This window comes from Pseudomonas syringae (assembly GCF_023278085.1).
Lineage (GTDB): Bacteria > Pseudomonadota > Gammaproteobacteria > Pseudomonadales > Pseudomonadaceae > Aquipseudomonas > Aquipseudomonas syringae_Q.
The window spans coordinates 5,154,265-5,174,724 of sequence record NZ_CP066265.1; the positions used below are offsets into that span (position 1 = coordinate 5,154,265).

The window sequence follows — 20,460 nt, forward strand, 5'->3', positions numbered from 1 at the left end:
GTGGGCTGAAAAGCCCCTGGAGGGGAGCGGCTTGCTGGAAAAAGAGAAGTGGAATACCCGCTCGGCACAACCGCGTCGGGAACAGAGGGCTCACAAGGCCATTTCAATAAATGTCTGGATCAAGTCGGAACTAACCATGCTGATGAATCTTCCCGGTTGCACCCTCAAACCACTGGCCCTCGCGGTCCGGCGTCATCCACGTGCCCTGCTCTGTGCATTGGCCATGGGCATGAGCGGTGCTCAGGCGGCAGACGCCGTCGATGCGGACACCAGCGGCTCGGCCGTGTCCTCCAGTGCAGCGGTTGTGCCTGCCACGACTCAATTGCAACGCGTCGAAGTGACCGGTTCGGCGATCCGCCGGGTCGATGCCGAAACCGCAGTACCGATTACCATCCTGCGCGCCGACGACCTGAAGAAACAGGGCGTGACCACCACTCAGGAGATGGTCCAGCGCATCACCGGCAGCCAGTCGATCCAGAACAGCGCAGGCTCGATCGGCGCCAGCACCGGCGGCGCGTCCTTCGCCGACATGCGCGGCATCGGCGCGAACAAGACGCTGGTGCTGCTCAACGGCCGCCGTCTGGCCAACAATGCGATCTCGGGTGTGGGCACGCCCAACGGCAGCGCCATCGACCTGAACATGATTCCGTTCGCCGCCATCGACCGTGTCGAAGTACTGCGTGACGGCGCCTCGGCGCTGTACGGCACCGACGCCATCGGCGGCGTGATCAACTTCATCACCAAGAAATCCCTGACCGACGGCACCCTGACCCTGGGCGGCGACACGCCTACCGCCAGCGGTGGCGGTGCCAGCAAGGACATGAGCGGCAGCTGGGGCTTCGGTGATCTGGAGCAGGACCGCTTCAACGTCATGGGCGTATTCAACTACAACAAGCAGCAGAATCTGGATGCCAACGACCGTTCGTTTGCCAACGACTACCAGCCCGGTCGCGGGCTCAACCAGACCTCCGGCACGGCCTACCCGGCCAACTATTATCAGGGCGATAACTCGGGCAACCCGCTGGGCAGAAACTGCAACGGGCCTAACCTGATCGCCAGCAATGGCATCTGCCGCTTCAGCACCCGCGAATACATCGACCTGATCCCGCAGACCGAGAAAACCTCGTTCTTCGGCAAGGCCACCGGCAAGCTGGCCGACGATCACAACGTCAGCCTCGAATACTTCTGGGCGCGCAACAACAACCAGACCGGCATTGGCCCTGCGCCCCTCACCGGTTTGTCGCTGGACGCGTCGTCGCCGTTCTACCCCGGCAACGGCATTACCCCGGCACCCACCGATTTCACCCTTGACCCGACGCAACCGGTCAGCACCGCCTGGCGGGAAACCGCAGCGGGCGCACGTGGGTCAAGCGACCAGAACACCAGCCAGCGTTTCCTGCTGAATTTCGACGGTCTGGTAGGCGGCTGGGACTACAACGTCGGCGCGTCATACAACCAGAACAAGGTCCTTTCCTCGGTCGACAGCGGTTTTGTCAGCGACTCGGCAATGCGTCAGGGTCTGGCTAACGGCGTACTCAATCCGTTCGGGCCGCAAACTGCCGCAGGGCAGGCGTTGATCGATGCCAACGAGTACCACGGCCAGTATTCCAGCGCCGTAGGCCGGGTAGCCGGCCTGGATGCGCGTATCAGCCGGGAAGTCGGCGACTGGTTTGGTGCAGGCCCTGCCGGGCTGGCGCTGGGCGGCGAATACCGCAAGGAAAAGATGCACCAGGACTTCGACCCCTTCGTCAACGACATCAGCAGCCTGGGTCTGGACGCAGCCGGCAGCGTAGAAGGCGACCGCAGTGTCAAAGCCGAATACGCCGAACTTAACGTACCCGTACTGGACAGCCTTGAGCTGACCGCAGCTGTTCGTCATGACAAATACAGCGACTTCGGCAGCACCACCAACCCCAAGTACTCGTTCCGCTATCAGCCGTTCAAGCAACTGGTGGTTCGTGGTGCCTACAGCGAAGGCTTCCGTGCGCCGTCGCTCTATGAGCTGTATGCGCCGCGAAACCTGAGCTACACCCAAGGCTATTACAACGACCCGGTACTGTGTGCGGGTGGCACCGTGCAACCAGGCGGTAACGCCGGTCGCGACTGCCAGCAGCAGTTCCTCAACAACAGCGGTGGCAACACGGAGCTGGCCCCGGAAAAAGCCCGCAACATGACCCTGGGCTTCGTCTATCAGCCAGTCAGCAACCTGTCGATGGGGCTGGATTTCTGGTGGATTCACATCTCCAACCAGATTCAGTCGTTCCCCGAGTCGACCGTGTTCGATGACCCGAACACCTACGCCGACCGCTACGTTCGCGCCGCCGATGGCTCGATTGCCAACATCGTGACCGGCAACGCCAACCTGGGTGTCGTCAAAACCAGCGGTATCGATGTGTCCCTCGACTATCGCTTTCCGAACACGCCTTACGGCCAGTTCGGTCTGGGCATGACTGGCACTTACGTCACCCGTTATGACTTCCAGAACATCATCGACGGCCCGTATACCGACAAAGTGGGCGACTTCCAGGGCGACGGCGTGATCTCGCGCTGGAAGCACGTGCTGACCGGCACCTGGTCGCTGGGCGACACCCGCGCGTCCCTCACCAACCGCTTCACCAGCGGTTACAACGACTATGACCGCACCACCAACGCTCGGGTCGCGTCGTATGCGCTGTGGGACATGTCGGTCGGCCACACCTTTGAAAAGGTGCTGGATATCGACGCCGGTGTACGCAACCTGTTCGACCGCACCCCGCCGTTCTCCAACCAGGCCTACAACTTCCAGTCCGGCTACGACCCTCGTTACGCCGACCCGCTGGGCCGCACCCTGTTCGCACGCGCGACTTACCACTTCTGAGTGTGACGACGCGGCCCACACCACGCTCCGTGGGCCACGTCAGATTGCGAGCTCGCCCCCTCCGGCCCAGGTTTCATCCACCTTCCCCGGCCGGGGGCTTTTTCGCGACTCAGGGTCATTCAGTGCGTATGAGGAAAGCCCCATCATGTTGCGTCATACCCGTTTTTTGCGGCGCCTGATTCTGGGTGTAGCGCTGTGCAGTGGCTGGCAAGTCGCGCAGGCCGCGCCGACTCACGCCTTGACTGTCTATGGCGAGGCACCGAAATACCCGGCTGGCTTCCAGCACTTCGACTACGTCAACCCGAACGCCCCCAAAGGCGGTTCGCTGACGCGCTCGGCGGAAGAGATCGGCCAGTTCAACTACCTCAACCCTTACGTCGATCAGGGCATCAATGTGCGCGAGGTCGATAGCTGGGTGTACTCACCCTTGGCCTATCGCTCGCTGGACGAGCCGTACACTGTTTATGGATTGATCGCGGAAAAAATGGAGATGGACCCTGACGGTCTGTGGATTCGTTTTTTCCTCAACCCCAAGGCGCGTTTCGAGGACGGCACGCCCGTCACTGCAGAAGACGTGCGCTACACCTTCGAGCTGATGACCACCAAGGCCAGCTTCAGCTATCGCCCCATGTTCGCCGACGTCAAAGCGGTGACCATCGAGGCGCCGCTACAGATTCGCTTCGACTTCAAGAACAACCTCAACCGCATGCTGGCGCTGGACATTGCCAGCCTGCACATCCTGCCGCAGCACTGGTGGAAGACCCGCGACTTCGCCAACGGCGGCGGTTTCGAGCCGCCGCTGGGCAACGGACCGTACCGGGTCGCCAAGGTCGACGCCGGGCGCAGCGTGACCTTCGAACGGGTCAAGGACTGGTGGGGCAAAGACCTGCCGGTCAGCCGTGGTCTGTACAACTTCGACACCCTGGCCGTGAACTACTACGGCGACACGGAAATTGCTCGCCAGCTGCTCCAGGCCGGGACGTTCGATTACAACCGCGAGTATTCCTCGTCCGGCTTCGTGGTCGGCTATAGCGGCCCGGCGATTGACGACGGGCGCCTGCAAAAACGCATCGCCGCTCAGCAACGTCCGGTCGCCGCGCAGGGCTTCGTGTTCAATCTGGACAAGCCGGTCTTCAAGGACCGCCGCGTGCGTAAGGCGCTGTCGCTGCTGTGGGATTTCGACTGGATCAATCGGCGGGTCATGCGCAATTTCTACGTGCGCGAACAGAGTTACTTCCCGAAAAGCGACATGGCCGCCACCGAACTGCCGACGCCCGCCGAACTGAAGATTCTTGAGCCATTGCGCGGTCAGGTGCCGGACGAGGTGTTCACGCAGGTCTATCAGCCGCCCAGGACCGACGGCAGCGGTTACATCCGTGACAAACAACTACAGGCCCTCAAACTGCTGGCCGAAGCCGGCTGGCACCCGAAAGACAACAAGCTGGTCAATGCTGCGGGCGAGCCGATGGTGTTCAGTTTTCTCGACGGCCAAGGTGGTTTCGACCGTCTGATTCTGCCGTTCAAACGTACCCTGGCACAGATCGGCATTACCCTGGACTTCCTGCGTATCGATTCGGCGCAATACATCAACCGGCTCAACGCCCGTGACTACGACATGATCGTGGTCAACCTGCCAAAGAACGGCAATCCCGTCATTTCCCCAGGCCGTGAACTGTACAACCTGTTCGGCTCGCAAAGCGCCACCGAAGTGGGCAGCTCAAACGCCATAGTGCTGCGCAACCCGGCGGTGGACACGCTGATCGACGGGCTGGTGAACGCCAACACGCGCAACGAAATGGTGACCTACGCCCGTGCGCTGGATCGGGTCCTGCAATGGGGCTACTACATGATTCCCAACTACTACTCCAAAGGCATACCGCTGGTGTACGCCAACCGCTTCGGCATGCCCGACGTCGCGCCGATCTACGACGTGGGCCTGGAAAGCTGGTGGCAGATCAGCCCGACGCCGCTGACCAACGCGCAGGCCGCTGCGCTCACCGGCAAGACCACCGCTGCGAAGGAGCATTGAGATGCTGGCTTACGTGATTCGACGCCTGCTGCTGATCATCCCCACGCTGCTGGCGATTCTGATTGTGAACTTCCTGATCGTGCAGGCCGCGCCCGGCGGGCCGGTCGAACAGGCCATCGCCCGCATTCAGGGTTTCAGCCCCAACGGTGTGGGTGGCGGCGGCGGTGAAGTGGCTGCCTCCGGCACCGCCAGCCGCAGCACACGCGGGCTGGACCCGGCGCTGATCGAGCAGATCAAACAACACTACGGTTTCGACAAGCCGATGCACGAACGGCTCTGGCTGATGCTCAAGAACTACGCACAACTGGACTTCGGCACCAGCTTCTTTCGTGGCGCGCCGGTCACCGAACTGATTGCGCAAAAGCTGCCGGTGTCGCTGTCACTCGGGCTCTGGGCGACCTTGATCACTTACCTGATTTCCATCCCGCTGGGCATTCGCAAGGCGGTGCGGCATGGCAGCGCGTTCGATGTGTGGAGCAGCACACTGGTGATCATCGGCTATGCAACACCCGCGTTTCTGTTTGCCATTCTGCTGATCGTGGTGTTCGCCGGGGGCAGCTACCTGAGCTGGTTTCCGGCGCAGGGGCTGTTCTCGGAAAACTTCGACAGCCTGAGCGCCTGGGGCAAAGTGAAAGACTACCTGTGGCACCTGGTGCTGCCGGTCAGTTCGCTGGTGATCGGCGGGTTCGCCACGCTGACCATCCTCACCAAGAACAGCTTCCTCAACGAGATCAGCCGCCAGTACGTGGTCACGGCCCGGGCCAAGGGCCTGACCGAGCATCGTGTGCTGTACGGCCATGTGTTTCGCAACGCAATGTTGCTGGTGATCGCCGGCATTCCGCAGGCGCTGATCGAGGTGTTCTTCGCCGGCTCGCTGCTGATCGAAACCATCTTCGGCCTCGACGGCCTGGGGCGCATGAGTTACGAAGCGGCCGTCTCGCGTGACTACCCCATCGTGTTCGGCACGCTGTTTCTGTTCACGCTGTTCGGCCTGCTGATCAAACTGATTGGTGACCTGTGTTACACGCTGGTCGACCCGCGCATCGATTTTTCCGCGAGGAGCGCCTGATGTTCGAGTTCTCTCCCCAGACCCGGCGCCGCTTCGATCTGTTCAAGGCCAACCGGCGCGGATGGTGGTCGTTGTGGATCTTCGTTGGCTTGCTGCTGGTGTGCCTGTGCGGCGAGCTGATCGCCAACGACAAACCCTTGCTGATCCGCTACGACGGTCAGATGTATTACCCGGTGTTGCACACTTACATGGAAACCGACTTCGGCGGCGAACTGCCCTTCGAACCGGACTACTCCAGTGACTACGTGCGCAAGCTGATCGCCGCGAAAAACGGCTGGATGCTGTTCGCGCCCATCCCGTTCAGCTACGACACCATCAACTACGATCTGGACGCGCCGTCACCCAGCCCGCCTGACGGAATCAACTGGCTGGGCACCGACGAGCAGGCTCGCGATGTACTCGCACGGGTGCTGTTCGGGGCGCGGATTTCGATCCTGTTCGCGTTGCTACTGACGGTGATCGGCACCGTGATCGGGGTCTGCGCCGGAGCGATTCAGGGTTACTACGGCGGCATGACCGACCTGATCGGCCAGCGCATTCAGGAGATCTGGTCGGGTTTGCCGGTGCTGTATCTGCTGATCATTCTGTCCGGCTTCGTATCACCGAATTTCTGGTGGCTGCTGGGGATCATGGCGCTGTTCTCCTGGCTGTCGCTGGTCGACGTGGTGCGTGCCGAGTTTTTGCGCGGGCGCAACCTGGAGTACGTGAAAGCCGCGCGCGCACTGGGCCTGACCGATGCCGCACTGATGTGGCGGCACATTCTGCCCAACGCGATGACCAGCACCCTGACTTACCTGCCGTTCATCATCACCGGTGCCATCGCCACCCTCACCGCGCTGGATTTTCTCGGTTTCGGCATGCCGGCGGGCAGCGCTTCGCTGGGCGAACTGATCGGCGAAGCCAAGCGCAATCTGCAAGCGCCCTGGCTGGGCCTGACCGCGTTCGTGGTGCTGGCCCTGATCCTTTCGCTACTGGTGTTCATCGGCGAAGCCTGCCGCGACGCGTTTGATCCTCGGAGCTGACATGCAAGACAACCTGATTGAAATTCGCGACCTGCGGGTCGCCTTCAACGGCAACGAAGTGGTGCATGGCGTCAGCCTGGATATCCGCCGTGGCGAATGCCTGGCGCTGGTGGGCGAATCCGGCTCGGGCAAGTCGGTAACCGCGCATTCGATCCTGCGTTTGCTGCCCGCCAAAACGGTCAGCACACAGGGCTCGATTCGTTACGACGGGCTGGACCTGGTGACTGCCAGCGACAAGCAGCTGCGCAGCCTGCGCGGTAATCGGGTGGCGATGATTTTTCAGGAGCCCATGAGTTCGCTAAACCCGCTGCACACGGTCGAAAAGCAGATTGGCGAAATCCTCGTCACCCACAAGGGTCTGAAGGGCAAGCCCGCGCTGAGCCGAACCCTGGAGCTGCTGGAACTGGTCGGCATTCGTGACCCGCTGTCACGTCTTAAAGCGTATCCGCATCAACTCTCGGGCGGGCAACGCCAGCGCGTCATGATCGCCATGGCGCTGGCCAACGAGCCCGACCTGCTGATCGCCGACGAGCCGACCACGGCGCTGGATGTGACCGTGCAGGTAAAGATTCTGGAGTTGCTCAAATCCCTGCAACAGCGGCTGAACATGTCGCTGTTACTGATCAGTCACGACCTCAATCTGGTACGCCGCATCGCCCAGCGGGTCTGTGTGATGCGCGAAGGCGAGATCGTCGAGCAGGCCGATTGCCAGACGCTGTTCGACAGCCCGCAGCACCCTTACAGCCGCTTGCTGATCAACGCCGAACCGGACGGCGAGCCGGTGCCGTCCACGCACAGCAACACGCTGTTGTCGGTGCAGGACCTGAAAGTCTGGTTCCCGCTGGGCAAAGCGTGGTTCAAGCGTGAGCCGCAGTACGTGAAGGCGGTGGACGGGGTGAGTTTCGAACTGCTCAAGGGCAAGACACTGGGCATCGTCGGCGAGTCGGGCTCGGGCAAATCGACGCTGGGTCAGGCGATTTTGCGGCTCATCGACTCAGAGGGCAGCATCCGTTTCGGCACCAAGGAACTGAGCCTGCACAGCCAGCACCTGATGCGCCCGTTGCGCCGCCAGTTGCAGGTGGTGTTTCAGGACCCGTTCGGCAGCCTCAGCCCGCGTATGACCGTGGAGCAGATCATCGCCGAAGGGCTGGTGACGCATCGCATCGGCACGCCCAAAGAGCGTGAGCAGACAGTGATTCGGGTCCTGCAGGAAGTAGGGCTCGACCCGGCCACCCGGCATCGTTACCCGCATGAGTTTTCCGGTGGCCAGCGCCAGCGCATCTCCATCGCCCGCGCGCTGGTGCTCGAACCGGATCTGATCCTGCTGGACGAGCCGACCTCCGCGCTCGACCGCACGGTGCAAAAGCAGATCGTGGCCTTACTGCGCGACCTGCAAATCCGTCATGGCCTGACCTATCTGTTCATCAGCCACGACCTGGCGGTGGTTCATGCGCTGGCCCATGACCTGATCGTGATCAAGGACGGAAAAGTGGTCGAACAAGGCCCGTCCCGCGAGATCTTCGCCGCGCCGCAGCAGGCCTACACTCAGGAACTGCTGCGCTCGTCAGGGCTGGTGTTTGCCTGAGGCCGGGGCCGAAAGCTACGAGTGAAAGCTCTGGCCCAACGCTTCCAGGCGTATAGCCAGCGGCGACAGGCTCTGGCTGCTGGTCGCCAGCACACCGATATTGGCCGCGGTGTGCTCGGCGATGGTCTGCACCGAGCGCAACTGATCGGCAATTTCGCGGCTGGCAGCGGCCTGCTGTTCGGTGGTCGTGGCAATCAGGCCGTTGAGCCGGGTGATATGACCGATGCCTTCACCCACCGAGCGCAGGGATTCCGACGCACGCTGGCTGTTTTCCACACACCGGCCGACGCCTTGCAGGCTGTCGCTCATGGCTGTGGCGGCCTGGCGACTGCCGCTTTGCAGGTCTTCGATAATGGTCTGGATTTCCTTGGTGGACGTCGCCGTGCGCTGCGCCAGGCTGCGCACCTCGTCCGCCACCACCGCAAAGCCCCGGCCCTGCTCACCCGCGCGCGCGGCTTCAATCGCCGCGTTGAGCGCCAGCAGATTGGTCTGCTCGGCAATGCTGCCAATCACGTCCAGCACCTTGCCGATCTGTTCTGACTGATTGGCGAGCGCCTGCACAGTGACATCGGTGGTGTTGATGCGCGCGGCAAGCTGGGTGATTTCACTTTGCGCGCGGTCGACGCTGTCCCGCCCGTGGGCGACCTGCTCGCTGGCGTCATCGGCACGCTGTACCGCTTGCGCAACGTGGCCGGAGATGTCGTTCATGGCATCCCCCATGCGCTGCATGGCGCCGGTCATGCGAGCGATCTCGCTCAACTGATGCTGCGCACCGGTTTCCAGCGTGCCGCTGGCCTTGGCGAGGTCATGACCCAGTTCGCCAAGCCCGCGTGTGTCGCGCACCACACCGTCGACCAGGCCGGTAATCTGCGCCAGAAACTGCTCGAACCGCTGCGCCAGCGGCACGCGTTTGGCCGAACGCTCACTGGTCTGGCTATCCGGGGAGAACTTGTTGGTGGTGGCCAGCATGCGATCGAGCATGTCCTGGTTCTCGACCGCCTCGGCCTGATTCTGCACGGCCAGATAGACCAGAATCGCGCTTTCAACAACCACATACACCGCATGCACAAGCACCATGCTCCAGCCAAAACCGTGGTGCATGACGTAAACCGGGTAGCCGGAATGCTGCAAGGCATGGAAACCGATGTGGTGCAGGGCGATGGTGACGGCCGCGACCACAATCGGCAGCCAGTCGCGGTAGAAGGTCAGCACGGCCAGCAAGACGAAGATGCCGAAGTGTATCTCGACCTGCCCGTGTGTCTGATTGATGTGCAGTGCGGTCATGACCATCAGCCCGACGCCCATGCAGCAGCGCATCATTCGGGTGCCGCCAATGACGCGATACAGCGCGGTCAGCACCACAGCGGTGCCACCACCTACCACCACCGCCTGGGTGAACGTATCAAACCAGAACGCCAGCCCCAGCGCGTACACAAACAATAGCCAGATCAGACCCAGCATGATCCGGTCAGCCTTGCGGTAATGTTCCAGAAACCGAGGGGCTACGCGCATCTAACACATCCTTTTGAAGTGCATTACGACAGGGAAGCCTTGTCGGTGTCCGGTATTCACGAGCAAAAGCCCGGCCAAAGCCCTGCGCAGAGAATAGCTTCTGCCATAGATTCAGAAATATATTATTCAGCCAATGTCGCGACACCCTCATCACTCAGGCCTTCAGCCCGCGGCGCGACGCAGATCCGTGACGCGGAGCGTCACCCAAGGCATTCCCACGCTGGAGCGTGAGGAACGATAGTGCTCTCTGACGATCGTTCCCGCGCTCCAGCGTGGTAACGCCGTTCTGGACGCTCTGCGTCCGCTCTTGATCAGCGTTTCAATGCCGCAGCAGTTTGCGCAGTGGCACGCCGTCTTTCATGACCGGGGATTTGATGACGATGTAGCTGAAGTACTTGGAGATGCCGATGTTCTTGTCCAGCAGTTCTTCGATCACTTCCTGATAATGCTGAATGCTGCGAGTCATGAAGCGCACCAGGTAGTCGTAGCCGCCGCTGATCAGGTGGCACTCCAGCACTTCGTCAACATGGCGAATATTCGCTTCGAATTTGGCGAAGTCTTCGCGCTTGTGGTCGCTCAGGGAGATTTCCGTGAATACGGTGACCGATTCTGTGATTTTTGCGAGGTTGAGGTGCGCTTTGTAGCTGGAGATGTAGCCTGCGGATTCCAGACGTTTGACGCGTTGCAGGCAAGGGCTCGCGGAAAGTCCGACGGCATCGGCCAGGCTGACGTTGGTCATGCGCCCGTCTTTCTGGAGTTCTACCAGGATATTGATATCAATCCGATCCAGTTTGACCAAGCCTTCCATTACCTACCTCATGCATTGCCATTCACGGTGCCTACCTTCTAGCAAAATCAGCGCCGTAAAGACAGCTGATGCTGAGCAACCAGATCAGCCATGCTGTTGATGCAGATGTCTGCCGTGCAGGGCTGGCGGTGCTGTTCACGGCCGCGACGGATCAGGCACAGCCCGCCAGTAGCCAGCGCCGAGGCCGGGGGACGCGAGACCCGCAGGGTTTCGCACGGGTCCAGATCCATCTCGGCGAGCCAGCGTGGATCGTCCAGCGGGTGGGTGGTCAACGACAGCAGGCTGTCGGGCTCAAGCCCCAAGCGCTCGCACAGCAGGCTGCGATCCTGCACGTCGCGGTCGGCATACACCAGCAACCGATAGAACTTGCGCAGGTAGAGCATCGCGCCGGGTGCGTCCTCGAACAGCGTCCAGTTCGGCACTGAGCGAGCGAAGGTCATGCCCTCCTCCCAACTCGCCTTGATGCCCAGGCGTTCGGCCAGTTGTCGATGCGCAAAGCACAGCAGCCCGCTGAACCCCAGTTCGTCGAAGCGCGGATACAGCGTGCGGATGACGTCATTGAATTCGGTCAGTATCCGGTCTTTGTCGGGCGTGTTCAGGCCGTTATCCAGCAATGGCTGCAAGGCCGACCAGACGCCCGAGTCACGATCCACCAGAACTTCATCACAATCGATCAGCAGTGCGCGGTAATCAATAAGCCCCATGGCAGGCAACGTCTCCATTCCGTGATCCCAGCACCCGTGATCGCGACGTCTGGCGACAACCGCGACCCCGCCGGTGCTTAGCTGGATTTCAATACTCGTGCCAAAGCAGCATCGAGAATGGTCAGCGCTTCATCAATCTGCTGCTCGGTGGTCACCAGAGGTGCCAGGAAGCGCAGCACGTTGCGGTACACGCCGCACTTGATCACCAGCAGGCCGCCGATACGTGCCTGATCGATGACCTTCTGATTGAGATCGGCGTCCGGGCTGCGGGCTGCGTCGTCCTTGACCATTTCCATGGCCAGCATGAAACCGGTGCCGCGCACGTCGCCGATGCAGCTGTAACGCTCCTTGAGCTTGAGCAGACCGGCCCGCAGGTGTTCACCCAACTGTTCGCCACGCGCAAGCAGGTTGTCCTGCTCGTAGGTGTCGATCACCGCCAGCGCAGCGGCGCAGGACAGCGCATTACCGCCATAGGTGCCACCCAGACCGCCCGGAAGCGGTGCATCCATGATCTCGGCGCGCCCGACCACGCCCGACAGCGGCATGCCGCCTGCGAGGCTCTTGGCCACGGTCACCAGATCAGGCTGGATGCCCGAATGCTCGAAGCCGAACCATTTGCCGGTACGCCCGAAACCGGACTGGATTTCATCGGCAATCAGCACGATGCCGTGTTGTTCGGTGAGGGCACGCAGGGCCTTCATGAATTCGACCGGCGCGGTCAGGAAGCCGCCATCACCCTGAACAGGCTCGATGAGGATCGCCGCCACACGATCCGGCGCGACCTGGGTCGCCAGCAATTCATGCAGCGCCGCCAGAGCGACTTCAGTGGTCACGCCGCGGTACTCGTTGGGGTACGGGGTGTGGAACACTTCCGGCGCCATCGGGCCGAAATTCTGTTTGTACGGCTGGCTCATGCCGGTCAGCGTGGTGCCCAGCAGCGTGCGACCGTGAAAGCCGCCGCGAAACGAGATGATCGCCGGGCGATTGGTATGAGCGCGGGCAATTTTCACCGCGTTCTCCACGGCTTCGGCGCCCGAGGTGAACAGCACCGCCTTGTGATCGATGCCGCTCTGACCGGCAATCATCTGACTCAGACGCCTGGCCAGATCGACATAGGGCTGATAGGAGACCACCTGAAAGCAGGCATGGGTGACTTTGGTCAGCTGTGCCTGGATGGCCGCGACCACGTTCGGGTGGTTGTGGCCGATGTTCAGCACGCCGATGCCGCCGACGAAATCCAGATAGCGCTTGCCATCGACGTCCCACAGTTCAGAACCCAACGCACGGTCGATGACCAGCGGGTGGGCCGTGACAATGCCACGCGGCACAAACTGTTCGCGCTGACGGAGCAGATGAGGAGTTTCGTCGACTTTGCTGTTCATGGCTTTACCTATCATGGGCCGGGCAGCCGGCGGGTGGCTGCGATGCTGTTCAGGTTAAGCGTTCAGCGAAATGATCTACGCCGAACTTGCCCCTCCAGATGTCCAGATCGACTGTTTTTCACCCACCAAACGGCAGATTCCGTCAGACGTCCGGAGCGCCATGCAATCTGCCGGATAACGCTGCTTTTCAGGCGCTGCACAGCGCTGCAAACACCTGTTTCGACAGATCCTGCTTTCGACTTGCGGCATGATGAAGACCCCCTTTCACGCTCAGGAAATGCCCATGCCCGCCTTGCTCTACAAAGCCGACCCCGCACGCGCCGAACGCTGGCGCGTCCTGTTTGCCGAGCACGCGCCGGACATCGAATGGCGGGTGTGGCCGGACATCGGTGATCCGGCCGACATCCATTATCTGGGCGCCTGGCTGGCCCCGGATGATCTGCAAGAACTGTTGCCCAACCTCAAAGTGCTGTTTGCCCTGTCCGCAGGTGTCGATCAACTGGACTTGAGCCGTATTCCGCAGTCCCTGCCCGTGGTTCGCCTGCTGGACCCCGGCATCAGTCACGGAATGTGCGAGTACGCGTCATTCGCCGTGCTGAGCCTGCACCGGGAAATGCTGCGTTATCGGCAGCAGCAGGTGGAGGGCGTCTGGAAGGCACACCCGCTGATACCGGCGCACAAACGTCGCGTGGGCGTGATGGGGCTGGGGTTGCAGGCGCAGCATATTCTGTCGAGCCTCAAGCCGTTTGGTTTCGAGCTGTCGGGCTGGGCACGCAGCGAGCATCGAATCGACGGTGTGGCGTGCTACGCGGGAGAGGAGCAACTGGATGCGTTTCTGGGGCAGTGCGACATTCTGTTGTGCGTACTGCCATTGACCGGGCAGACCGAAGGCATCCTCAATCGCTCGCTATTCGATCGCCTGCCCACAGGGGCGGCACTGATCAACATGGGACGTGGCGGGCATCTGGTGGAAGCCGACCTGATCGAGGCGCTGGACAGCGGCCAGTTGAGCGGCGCAGTGCTGGATGTGTTGCAGCAGGAGCCGGCAACCGCCGATCATCCGTTCTGGCAGCACCCGAAGATCCTGCTGACCCCGCACGTCGCCGCCATGACCCAGCCGGAAAGCGCTTTCCCCGGCCTGCTCGACAACATTCGTCGCTTTGAACGCGGCGAGGCCATGCAGGGCCAGGTGGATCGCGGGCAGGGTTATTGAGGGTTGTGAATCGATGGTGCCGGATCGTTCCCCATTGCAGGGAACGATCCGCAACTGATCAACCCAGCGCAGCAGCGCCCACACGCTCGCCCTTGCGGCGGCGCGAGACCATCAGACCGGCACCGATCACCAGCAGGCTGAGCACGCCGGTAGCGATGATTTCGATGCGATGCTCTTCCTGGATCAGCATGATCGTCAGCACCGCCACGATGAACGCGATCACCGCCCAGGTCAGCCATGGGAACAGCCACATCTTGAAGTCGATGGCCTCACCCGCCGCGATACGCTTCTGGCGCATGCGCAGCTGCGAAACGGCAATCACCAGGTACACCAGCAGCGCGATGGCGCCCGAGCTGGCGAGCAGGAAATCGAACACCGCCGCCGGTGCGATGTAGTTGGCGAATACAGTCAGGAACGCCGCCGCCGTCGACATGATCACCGCCCAGTAAGGCGTGCCGCCCTTGCTGGTGCGCTTGGAGAGTGCTGGCGCATCACCGCGTTTGCCCAGCGAAAACAGCATGCGCGAGGCGGTGTACAGCGCCGAGTTCAGGCAACTGGTGACTGCCACCAACACCACCAGATCGACGATCAGCTTGGCGTTCGGAATACCCATCGCGTCGAGAACCGTCTGATACGAACCCACTTCGGCCAGTCGCGGATCGTTCCACGGCACCAGCGACACCACGATGAAGATCGAAACCAGATAGAACAGGAAGATCCGCCAGATCACCGAGTTGGTGGCCTTGGTAATCTGCTTGCCCGGGTTCTTGGATTCAGCCGCTGCAATGGTCACGATTTCCGTGCCCATGAACGAGAACATGGTGGTCAGCATCGCCGCCAGCACCGCGCCCATGCCGTTGGGCAGGAAGCCACCGGTGTCGAACAGATGGCTGACGCCACTGACATTGCTGGTTGGCAGCAGGCCAAAGATTGCCGCCACACCCAGCACCACGAAGGCAATAATCGCCACCACCTTGATCAGCGCGAACCAGAACTCGAACTCACCGTAGTTCTTCACACTGAACAGGTTGGTCGCGGTCAGCAGCAGCGTGATGACCAGGGTGAACATCCAGATCGCGATGTTCGGGAACCAGGCATGCAGAATGGTGGCGGCGGCGTTGGCTTCCAGCGGAATCACCAATACCCAGAACCACCAGTACAACCAGCCAATGGTGAACCCGGCCCAGTGGCCGATAGCCCGGTCGGCATAGGTCGAAAACGAACCGGTGTCCGGCGAGGCAACAGCCATCTCGGCCAGCATGCGCATCACCAGCACCACCAGCGTACCGGCAGCGGCGTAGGCCAGCAGCACGGCAGGTCCGGCTTCGGCAATCGCGTGGCCGGAGCCGACGAACAAGCCGGCACCGATGACGCCAGCAATCGACAGCATGGTGATGTGTCGAGGTTTCAGCCCTTGTTCGAGCTCGGAAGAGTTAGCGGTACTGCTCATAAAACCACCTGTGCAAGACGAGCGAGACACACCGGAGCGTTACGTAAAGAGAAACCTACGGTGCCGTTCTTTATTCTTGACGCAAGAATTGCGCCAAAATATTTCAAAAACGACGTCGCGCAGGGAATACACGCCCTGTGGCCTGACCTGCAACGCCTGCGTGATGAACGCTTCTACGTATCGTCTGTAGGATTTGTTACCGAACGCCTCAGATTCGTCTACACACTCGCACCAAAAATGCGCCCGAGCCTGCCCGAGGCTCAAACATGGTGCGCAACTCGGGCCGCCGCTCAGCAAAAGCTGCTTCCAACCCCCGGCCAAAGCTGGCAACATCGCGCCTTTTTCGCGCACGCCCTGTTCAATCAGGCATCCAGCTTGCCTTTTTGCGACCGTCCGCTGTCGAGATGCGACAACCCGTCGACCCCGTTCACATTGGGCAAAAGACGCTGATGGTTGTCCTTCAAACGCTGTGCTAGCTTGGCGTTCGCCAGCAGCAAGCGCGCACACTTTAATGAGGACCCCACATGGCCGAGGCCACGCCCGCCCTGGAAATCCGCAACCTGCACAAGCGTTACGATCAGCTTGAGGTGCTTAAAGGCATCTCGCTGACCGCTCGCGACGGGGATGTCATTTCAATCCTCGGCTCATCCGGTTCCGGCAAGTCCACGTTGCTGCGCTGCATCAACCTGCTGGAAAACCCGCATCAGGGTCAGATTCTGGTGGCCGGTGAAGAACTGAAACTCAAGGCGGCGCGCAACGGCGAGCTGATTGCTGCCGATAACCGGCAGATCAATCGCCTGCGCAGCCAAATCGGCTTTGTGTTTCAGAACTTCAACCTGTGGCCGCACATGAGCGTGCTCGATAACATCATCGAAGCCCCGCGCCGCGTTCTCGGCCAGAGCAAGGCCGAAGCCATTGAAGTCGCCGAAGCACTGCTGGCCAAGGTCGGTATCGCGGACAAACGCCACGCCTACCCGGCGCAACTGTCTGGCGGCCAGCAGCAACGCGCCGCCATTGCGCGCACGCTGGCCATGCAGCCCAAGGTTATCCTGTTCGACGAGCCGACCTCGGCACTCGACCCGGAGATGGTCCAGGAAGTACTGGGTGTCATACGCGCGCTGGCCGAAGAAGGCCGGACCATGCTGCTGGTGACCCACGAAATGAATTTTGCACGTCAGGTATCAAGTGAAGTGGTGTTTTTGCATCAGGGAATGGTCGAAGAACAGGGCACACCGCAGCAAGTATTTGATAACCCGCTGTCGGTACGCTGCAAACAATTCATGTCGAGTCACTGCTAACGGAGCAACACCCCATGCAGATGTATAAGAAGATCTTGCTGATCGCCGCGGCCACACTGGCATTCAGCAGCAGTGCCTTCGCCGAAAAAATGAAAATGGGCATCGAAGGCGCCTACCCACCGTTCAATAACAAGGACGCGAGCGGCCAGGTCGTCGGCTTTGATCGCGAGATCGGCGATGCCCTGTGCGCGAAGATGAAAGTCGAGTGCGAAGTAGTGACGTCCGACTGGGACGGCATCATTCCGGCCCTCAATGCGCAGAAGTTCGACTTCCTGATTTCGTCGCTGTCGATCACCGAAGAGCGCCAGCAGGTGGTGGATTTCACCGACCCGTACTACTCGAACAAGCTGCAGTTCCTGGCACCGAAAACCTCCTCTGTCGATGTTTCCTCCATCGATAAAGCCAAGGAAAGTCTTACCGGCAAGTCTGTGGGCGCACAGCGTTCGACCCTGGCTGCCACCTGGCTGGAAGACAAGCTCGGCATCCTGGACGCCAAGCTCTACGACACACAGGAAAACGCGTTCCTCGACCTGTTGTCCGGCCGCGTCGACGTCATGCTGGCCGACAAGTACGCCAGCTACGAATGGCTGAAGAGCGAAGCCGGCCAGAACTTCGAGTTCAAGGGCGAGCCTGTCGTGCAGAACGACAAGATCGGCATTGCTGTGCGCAAAGGCGATGACGCGTTGCGCGAGCGTCTGAACGTAGCCCTGAAAGAAATCATCGCTGACGGCACCTATAAAAAGATCAACGACAAGTATTTCCCTTTCAGCATTCTCTGATTCACCCGACCGCGTCGCCGCCGCTTCCCGTTGAAGCGCGGCGACCGGTCCTGACAAAGCCTGCCCATGAACATTGATCTCCACGGATTCGGCCCGGCCCTTGCGGCTGGCGCGCTGATGACTGTCCAGCTTGCACTCTCGGCGTTGTGCCTGGGTCTGATACTCGGCCTGCTCGGCGCCCTGGCCAAGACCTCGCCCTACAAGCCGCTGCAATGGCTGGGCGGCACGTACTCGACGCTGGTACGCGGCATTCCCGAATTGCTCTGGGTGCTGCTGATCTACTTCGGCACCGTCAACGGCATGCGCGCACTGGGCGAGCTGTTCGGCATTCCAAACCTGGCATTGAGCGCTTTCGCCGCCGGGGTTATCGCCCTAGGGATCTGCTTTGGCGCGTACGCCACCGAGGTGTTTCGCGGCGCGATCCTCGCCATTCCCAAAGGTCACCGCGAAGCCGGGCTGGCGCTGGGCATGTCGCGCTCGCGCATCCTCTTCAAACTGGTCCTGCCGCAGATGTGGCGTATCGCCCTGCCCGGTCTGGGCAACCTGTTCATGATTTTGATGAAGGACACCGCGCTGGTCTCGGTGATCGGCCTGGAAGAGATCATGCGTCACGCGCAAATCGCCGTCAGCTTCACCAAAGAGGCGTTCACGTTCTACATGGTCGCCGCCATCATGTACCTGGGCCTGACCGTGCTGGCCATGATCGGCATGTACTTCCTCGAAAAACGCGCCGGTCGTGGCTTTCTGAGGAGCGCGTCATGAACTGGGAAGTGATCATCAAGTGGCTGCCGCGACTGGCACAAGGCGCGACCCTGACCCTGGAGCTGGTGGCCATCGCCGTCATCGCCGGGCTGATCCTCGCCATCCCGATGGGCATCGCTCGCGCCTCCCGGCACTGGCCGGTGCGCGCCCTGCCTTACGCTTACATCTTTTTCTTTCGCGGCACGCCGCTGCTGGTGCAACTGTTTCTGGTCTATTACGGCCTGGCGCAGTTCGATGCGGTGCGTCAAAGCTGGCTGTGGCCGTATCTGCGCGACCCGTTCTGGTGTGCAGTCATCACCATGACCCTGCACACCGCCGCCTATATCGCGGAAATCCTGCGTGGCGCCATTCAGGCGGTACCGGTGGGTGAAGTTGAAGCGGCGCGGGCGCTGGGCATGTCGAAATGGAAGGCGCTGTTCTACATTGTCCTGCCCCGCGCCACGCGTATCGGCCTGCCCGCCTACAGCAACGAAGTGATCCTGATGCTCAAGGCCAGCGCCCTGGCCAGCACCGTGACCCTGCTGGAACTGACCGGCATGGCGCGCACGATCATCGCCCGCACCTACCTGCCGGTGGAAATCTTCTTTGCGGCGGGCATGTTCTACCTGGTCATGACATTCGTGCTGGTGCAGGGCTTCCGCCTGCTGGAAAAGCTATTGCGCGTAGACGCAAGCCAGGGACGCTGATATGAAGGGTGCTGGCATCCCTCCCGCCAGCATCCCGTCACGCGAAACCGCCGATATGCCCTCAGATCCATGCTTGCAGGATGAACACCTTGGCAGCCACTTCGGTGCGCTGGACAGCTTCCTGTTCGCGCATCAGGCATTGTGGCGGCCCAAACCGTTCACCCACCAGCACCTGCCATGGGAAAGCAAATACCCCGAGCTGGCACACTGGCTGCGGCACCGCACGCTGGAACAGGCCGAAGCCGCGCACAATCATCCTGAACAGCTCGACGCCCCCTTCCCTTTCACGCAACTGGCCGCCGAAGCCGTCGCGTTGAGCCATGTCGCAGAGCTGCCCGTCTTTCCTCTGCCGCCGGTCGATGTGCGGATGAGCGTTGATGTGCCGGGGCGCAAGTGGCAACAGATCGAAGCCTTCGCCAGCCATCTCGACATGCGTGACAGCGCGACTCACTGGCTGGACTGGTGCGCGGGCAAAGGCCACCTGGGACGCCGCCTGACCGAACGCGGCCAGAGCCTCACCTGCCTGGAACACGACCCGGCGCTGATCGAAGCCGGTTTGACCCTCAGCGCTCGACAAGGTATCGAGGCGAAACATGTGCGCCAGGACGTGATGGCCGATGACACCTGGCGCTGTCTGCACGCGCATCACACACCCGTCGCGCTGCATGCCTGCGGCGACCTGCACATCCAGTTGATGGAACTGGCCAGCCAGACCGGCTGCGAGCACATCGCAATCGCGCCGTGCTGTTACAACCGCACCCGACATGACACCTATCAGACGCTGTCCAGCGAAGGCAAAGCCTCGGGGCTGAAGCTGTCGCGAGACGAACTCGGCCTGCCGCTCAGCGAAACCGTAACGGCAGGTGCGCGTGTGCGCCGTCAACGCGACACCTCGATGGCCCGCCGTCTGGGCTTCGACCTGCTGCAGCGCAACCTGCGTGGCGTCGACGATTACCTGCCCACGCCTTCGCTGCCAACGTCCTGGCTGGACGCGCCTTACGCCGACTATTGCGGCCATCTGGCCAACCTGAAGAATCTGCCGCCCCCAGGCAAGCAGGACTGGGCTTCTCTGGAAGCCGCAGGCTGGAAAAGACTGGCTGAAGTGCGCAACCTGGAACTGCTGCGAAACCTGTTTCGACGTCCACTGGAAGTCTGGCTGGTGCTGGATCGTGCGATGTATGTGCAAGAGCAGGGTTACGACGTTCGTGTTGGCACTTTTTGTGACAGCCAGCTTACCCCTCGCAACCTGCTGATTCTGGCTCGAAAACTGTGACCTGAATCAGTTGAGCAACCTGTGGATAAGT

17 protein-coding genes are annotated in these 20,460 nt (G+C 61.3%); 12 read left to right on the forward strand and 5 right to left on the reverse strand.

Annotated features, from left to right (window positions below; all coding sequences use genetic code 11):
- Nucleotides 1–136: 136 nt before the first annotated feature.
- From I9H07_RS22890 to I9H07_RS22910, 5 genes are all read left to right on the forward strand, one after another.
- Nucleotides 137–2,857, forward strand: coding sequence for a TonB-dependent receptor (locus I9H07_RS22890; protein ID WP_058824855.1), 2,721 nt, complete (start codon nt 137–139; stop codon nt 2,855–2,857).
- Nucleotides 2,858–3,002: 145 nt separating this feature from the next.
- Nucleotides 3,003–4,886, forward strand: coding sequence for an extracellular solute-binding protein (locus tag I9H07_RS22895; protein ID WP_236425620.1), 1,884 nt, complete (start codon nt 3,003–3,005; stop codon nt 4,884–4,886).
- 1 nt (nt 4,887) lies between these two features.
- Nucleotides 4,888–5,955 carry a microcin C ABC transporter permease YejB gene (locus I9H07_RS22900; protein ID WP_058392696.1) on the forward strand — a complete coding sequence of 356 codons (1,068 nt, stop codon included), beginning with the start codon at nt 4,888–4,890 and terminating at the stop codon, nt 5,953–5,955.
- Nucleotides 5,955–6,977 (forward strand): ABC transporter permease, encoded by a 1,023-nt coding sequence (locus I9H07_RS22905; RefSeq protein ID WP_236425619.1) that lies wholly within the window; start codon nt 5,955–5,957, stop codon nt 6,975–6,977. Before I9H07_RS22900 ends, I9H07_RS22905 begins: the two co-directional genes overlap by 1 nt.
- Nucleotide 6,978: 1 nt before the next feature.
- Nucleotides 6,979–8,562, forward strand: a complete 1,584-nt coding sequence (locus tag I9H07_RS22910) for an ABC transporter ATP-binding protein (RefSeq protein ID WP_024672209.1) — start codon at nt 6,979–6,981, stop codon at nt 8,560–8,562.
- A 15-nt stretch (nt 8,563–8,577) separates the two neighbouring features.
- Here I9H07_RS22910 and I9H07_RS22915 read toward each other — a convergent pair whose 3' ends face one another.
- From I9H07_RS22915 to gabT, 4 genes are all read right to left on the reverse strand, one after another.
- Nucleotides 8,578–10,074, reverse strand: a complete 1,497-nt coding sequence (locus I9H07_RS22915) for a methyl-accepting chemotaxis protein (protein ID WP_236426106.1) — start codon at nt 10,072–10,074, stop codon at nt 8,578–8,580.
- A gap of 319 nt (nt 10,075–10,393) precedes the next feature.
- A complete protein-coding gene (locus tag I9H07_RS22920) occupies nt 10,394–10,882 on the reverse strand; it encodes an Lrp/AsnC family transcriptional regulator (RefSeq protein WP_002555947.1) in 489 nt (162 codons plus the stop codon).
- A gap of 47 nt (nt 10,883–10,929) precedes the next feature.
- The gene (locus I9H07_RS22925; RefSeq protein WP_032606190.1) at nt 10,930–11,586 is read right to left on the reverse strand and encodes an HAD family hydrolase; all 657 of its coding nucleotides are present in this window, start codon (nt 11,584–11,586) and stop codon (nt 10,930–10,932) included.
- A gap of 77 nt (nt 11,587–11,663) precedes the next feature.
- Nucleotides 11,664–12,968 (reverse strand): 4-aminobutyrate--2-oxoglutarate transaminase, encoded by a 1,305-nt coding sequence (gene gabT / locus I9H07_RS22930; RefSeq protein WP_058392699.1) that lies wholly within the window; start codon nt 12,966–12,968, stop codon nt 11,664–11,666.
- Nucleotides 12,969–13,251: 283 nt separating this feature from the next.
- Here gabT and I9H07_RS22935 point away from each other — a divergent pair, with 283 nt between their 5' ends.
- Entirely contained in the window at nt 13,252–14,181 is a 930-nt protein-coding gene (locus I9H07_RS22935; RefSeq protein WP_236425466.1) for a 2-hydroxyacid dehydrogenase, read from the forward strand.
- Between the two features lie 58 nt (nt 14,182–14,239).
- On the opposite strand, the gene gabP is transcribed toward I9H07_RS22935, so the two are convergent.
- Nucleotides 14,240–15,631: a GABA permease gene (gabP, locus tag I9H07_RS22940; protein WP_236425465.1), complete on the reverse strand. Its 1,392-nt coding sequence runs from the start codon at nt 15,629–15,631 to the stop codon at nt 14,240–14,242.
- Between the two features lie 60 nt (nt 15,632–15,691).
- On the opposite strand from gabP, the gene I9H07_RS22945 reads away from it, so the two are divergent.
- The 6 genes from I9H07_RS22945 (at nt 15,692) to I9H07_RS22970 (ending at nt 20,429) form a co-directional block, all read left to right on the forward strand.
- Complete coding sequence (locus tag I9H07_RS22945) at nt 15,692–16,081, forward strand: hypothetical protein (protein ID WP_236425464.1); 390 nt, start codon at nt 15,692–15,694, stop codon at nt 16,079–16,081.
- Between the two features lie 74 nt (nt 16,082–16,155).
- Nucleotides 16,156–16,929, forward strand: coding sequence for an ABC transporter ATP-binding protein (locus I9H07_RS22950; protein ID WP_024672907.1), 774 nt, complete (start codon nt 16,156–16,158; stop codon nt 16,927–16,929).
- A 14-nt stretch (nt 16,930–16,943) separates the two neighbouring features.
- Complete coding sequence (locus I9H07_RS22955) at nt 16,944–17,708, forward strand: ABC transporter substrate-binding protein (protein WP_024672906.1); 765 nt, start codon at nt 16,944–16,946, stop codon at nt 17,706–17,708.
- Nucleotides 17,709–17,774: 66 nt separating this feature from the next.
- Nucleotides 17,775–18,470: an ABC transporter permease gene (locus I9H07_RS22960; protein ID WP_024672905.1), complete on the forward strand. Its 696-nt coding sequence runs from the start codon at nt 17,775–17,777 to the stop codon at nt 18,468–18,470.
- Nucleotides 18,467–19,156 (forward strand): ABC transporter permease, encoded by a 690-nt coding sequence (locus tag I9H07_RS22965; RefSeq protein ID WP_024645037.1) that lies wholly within the window; start codon nt 18,467–18,469, stop codon nt 19,154–19,156. The genes I9H07_RS22960 and I9H07_RS22965 overlap by 4 nt, the downstream gene beginning before the upstream one ends.
- Nucleotide 19,157: 1 nt before the next feature.
- Nucleotides 19,158–20,429 carry a methyltransferase gene (locus I9H07_RS22970; RefSeq protein ID WP_236425463.1) on the forward strand — a complete coding sequence of 424 codons (1,272 nt, stop codon included), beginning with the start codon at nt 19,158–19,160 and terminating at the stop codon, nt 20,427–20,429.
- Nucleotides 20,430–20,460: the final 31 nt, after the last annotated feature.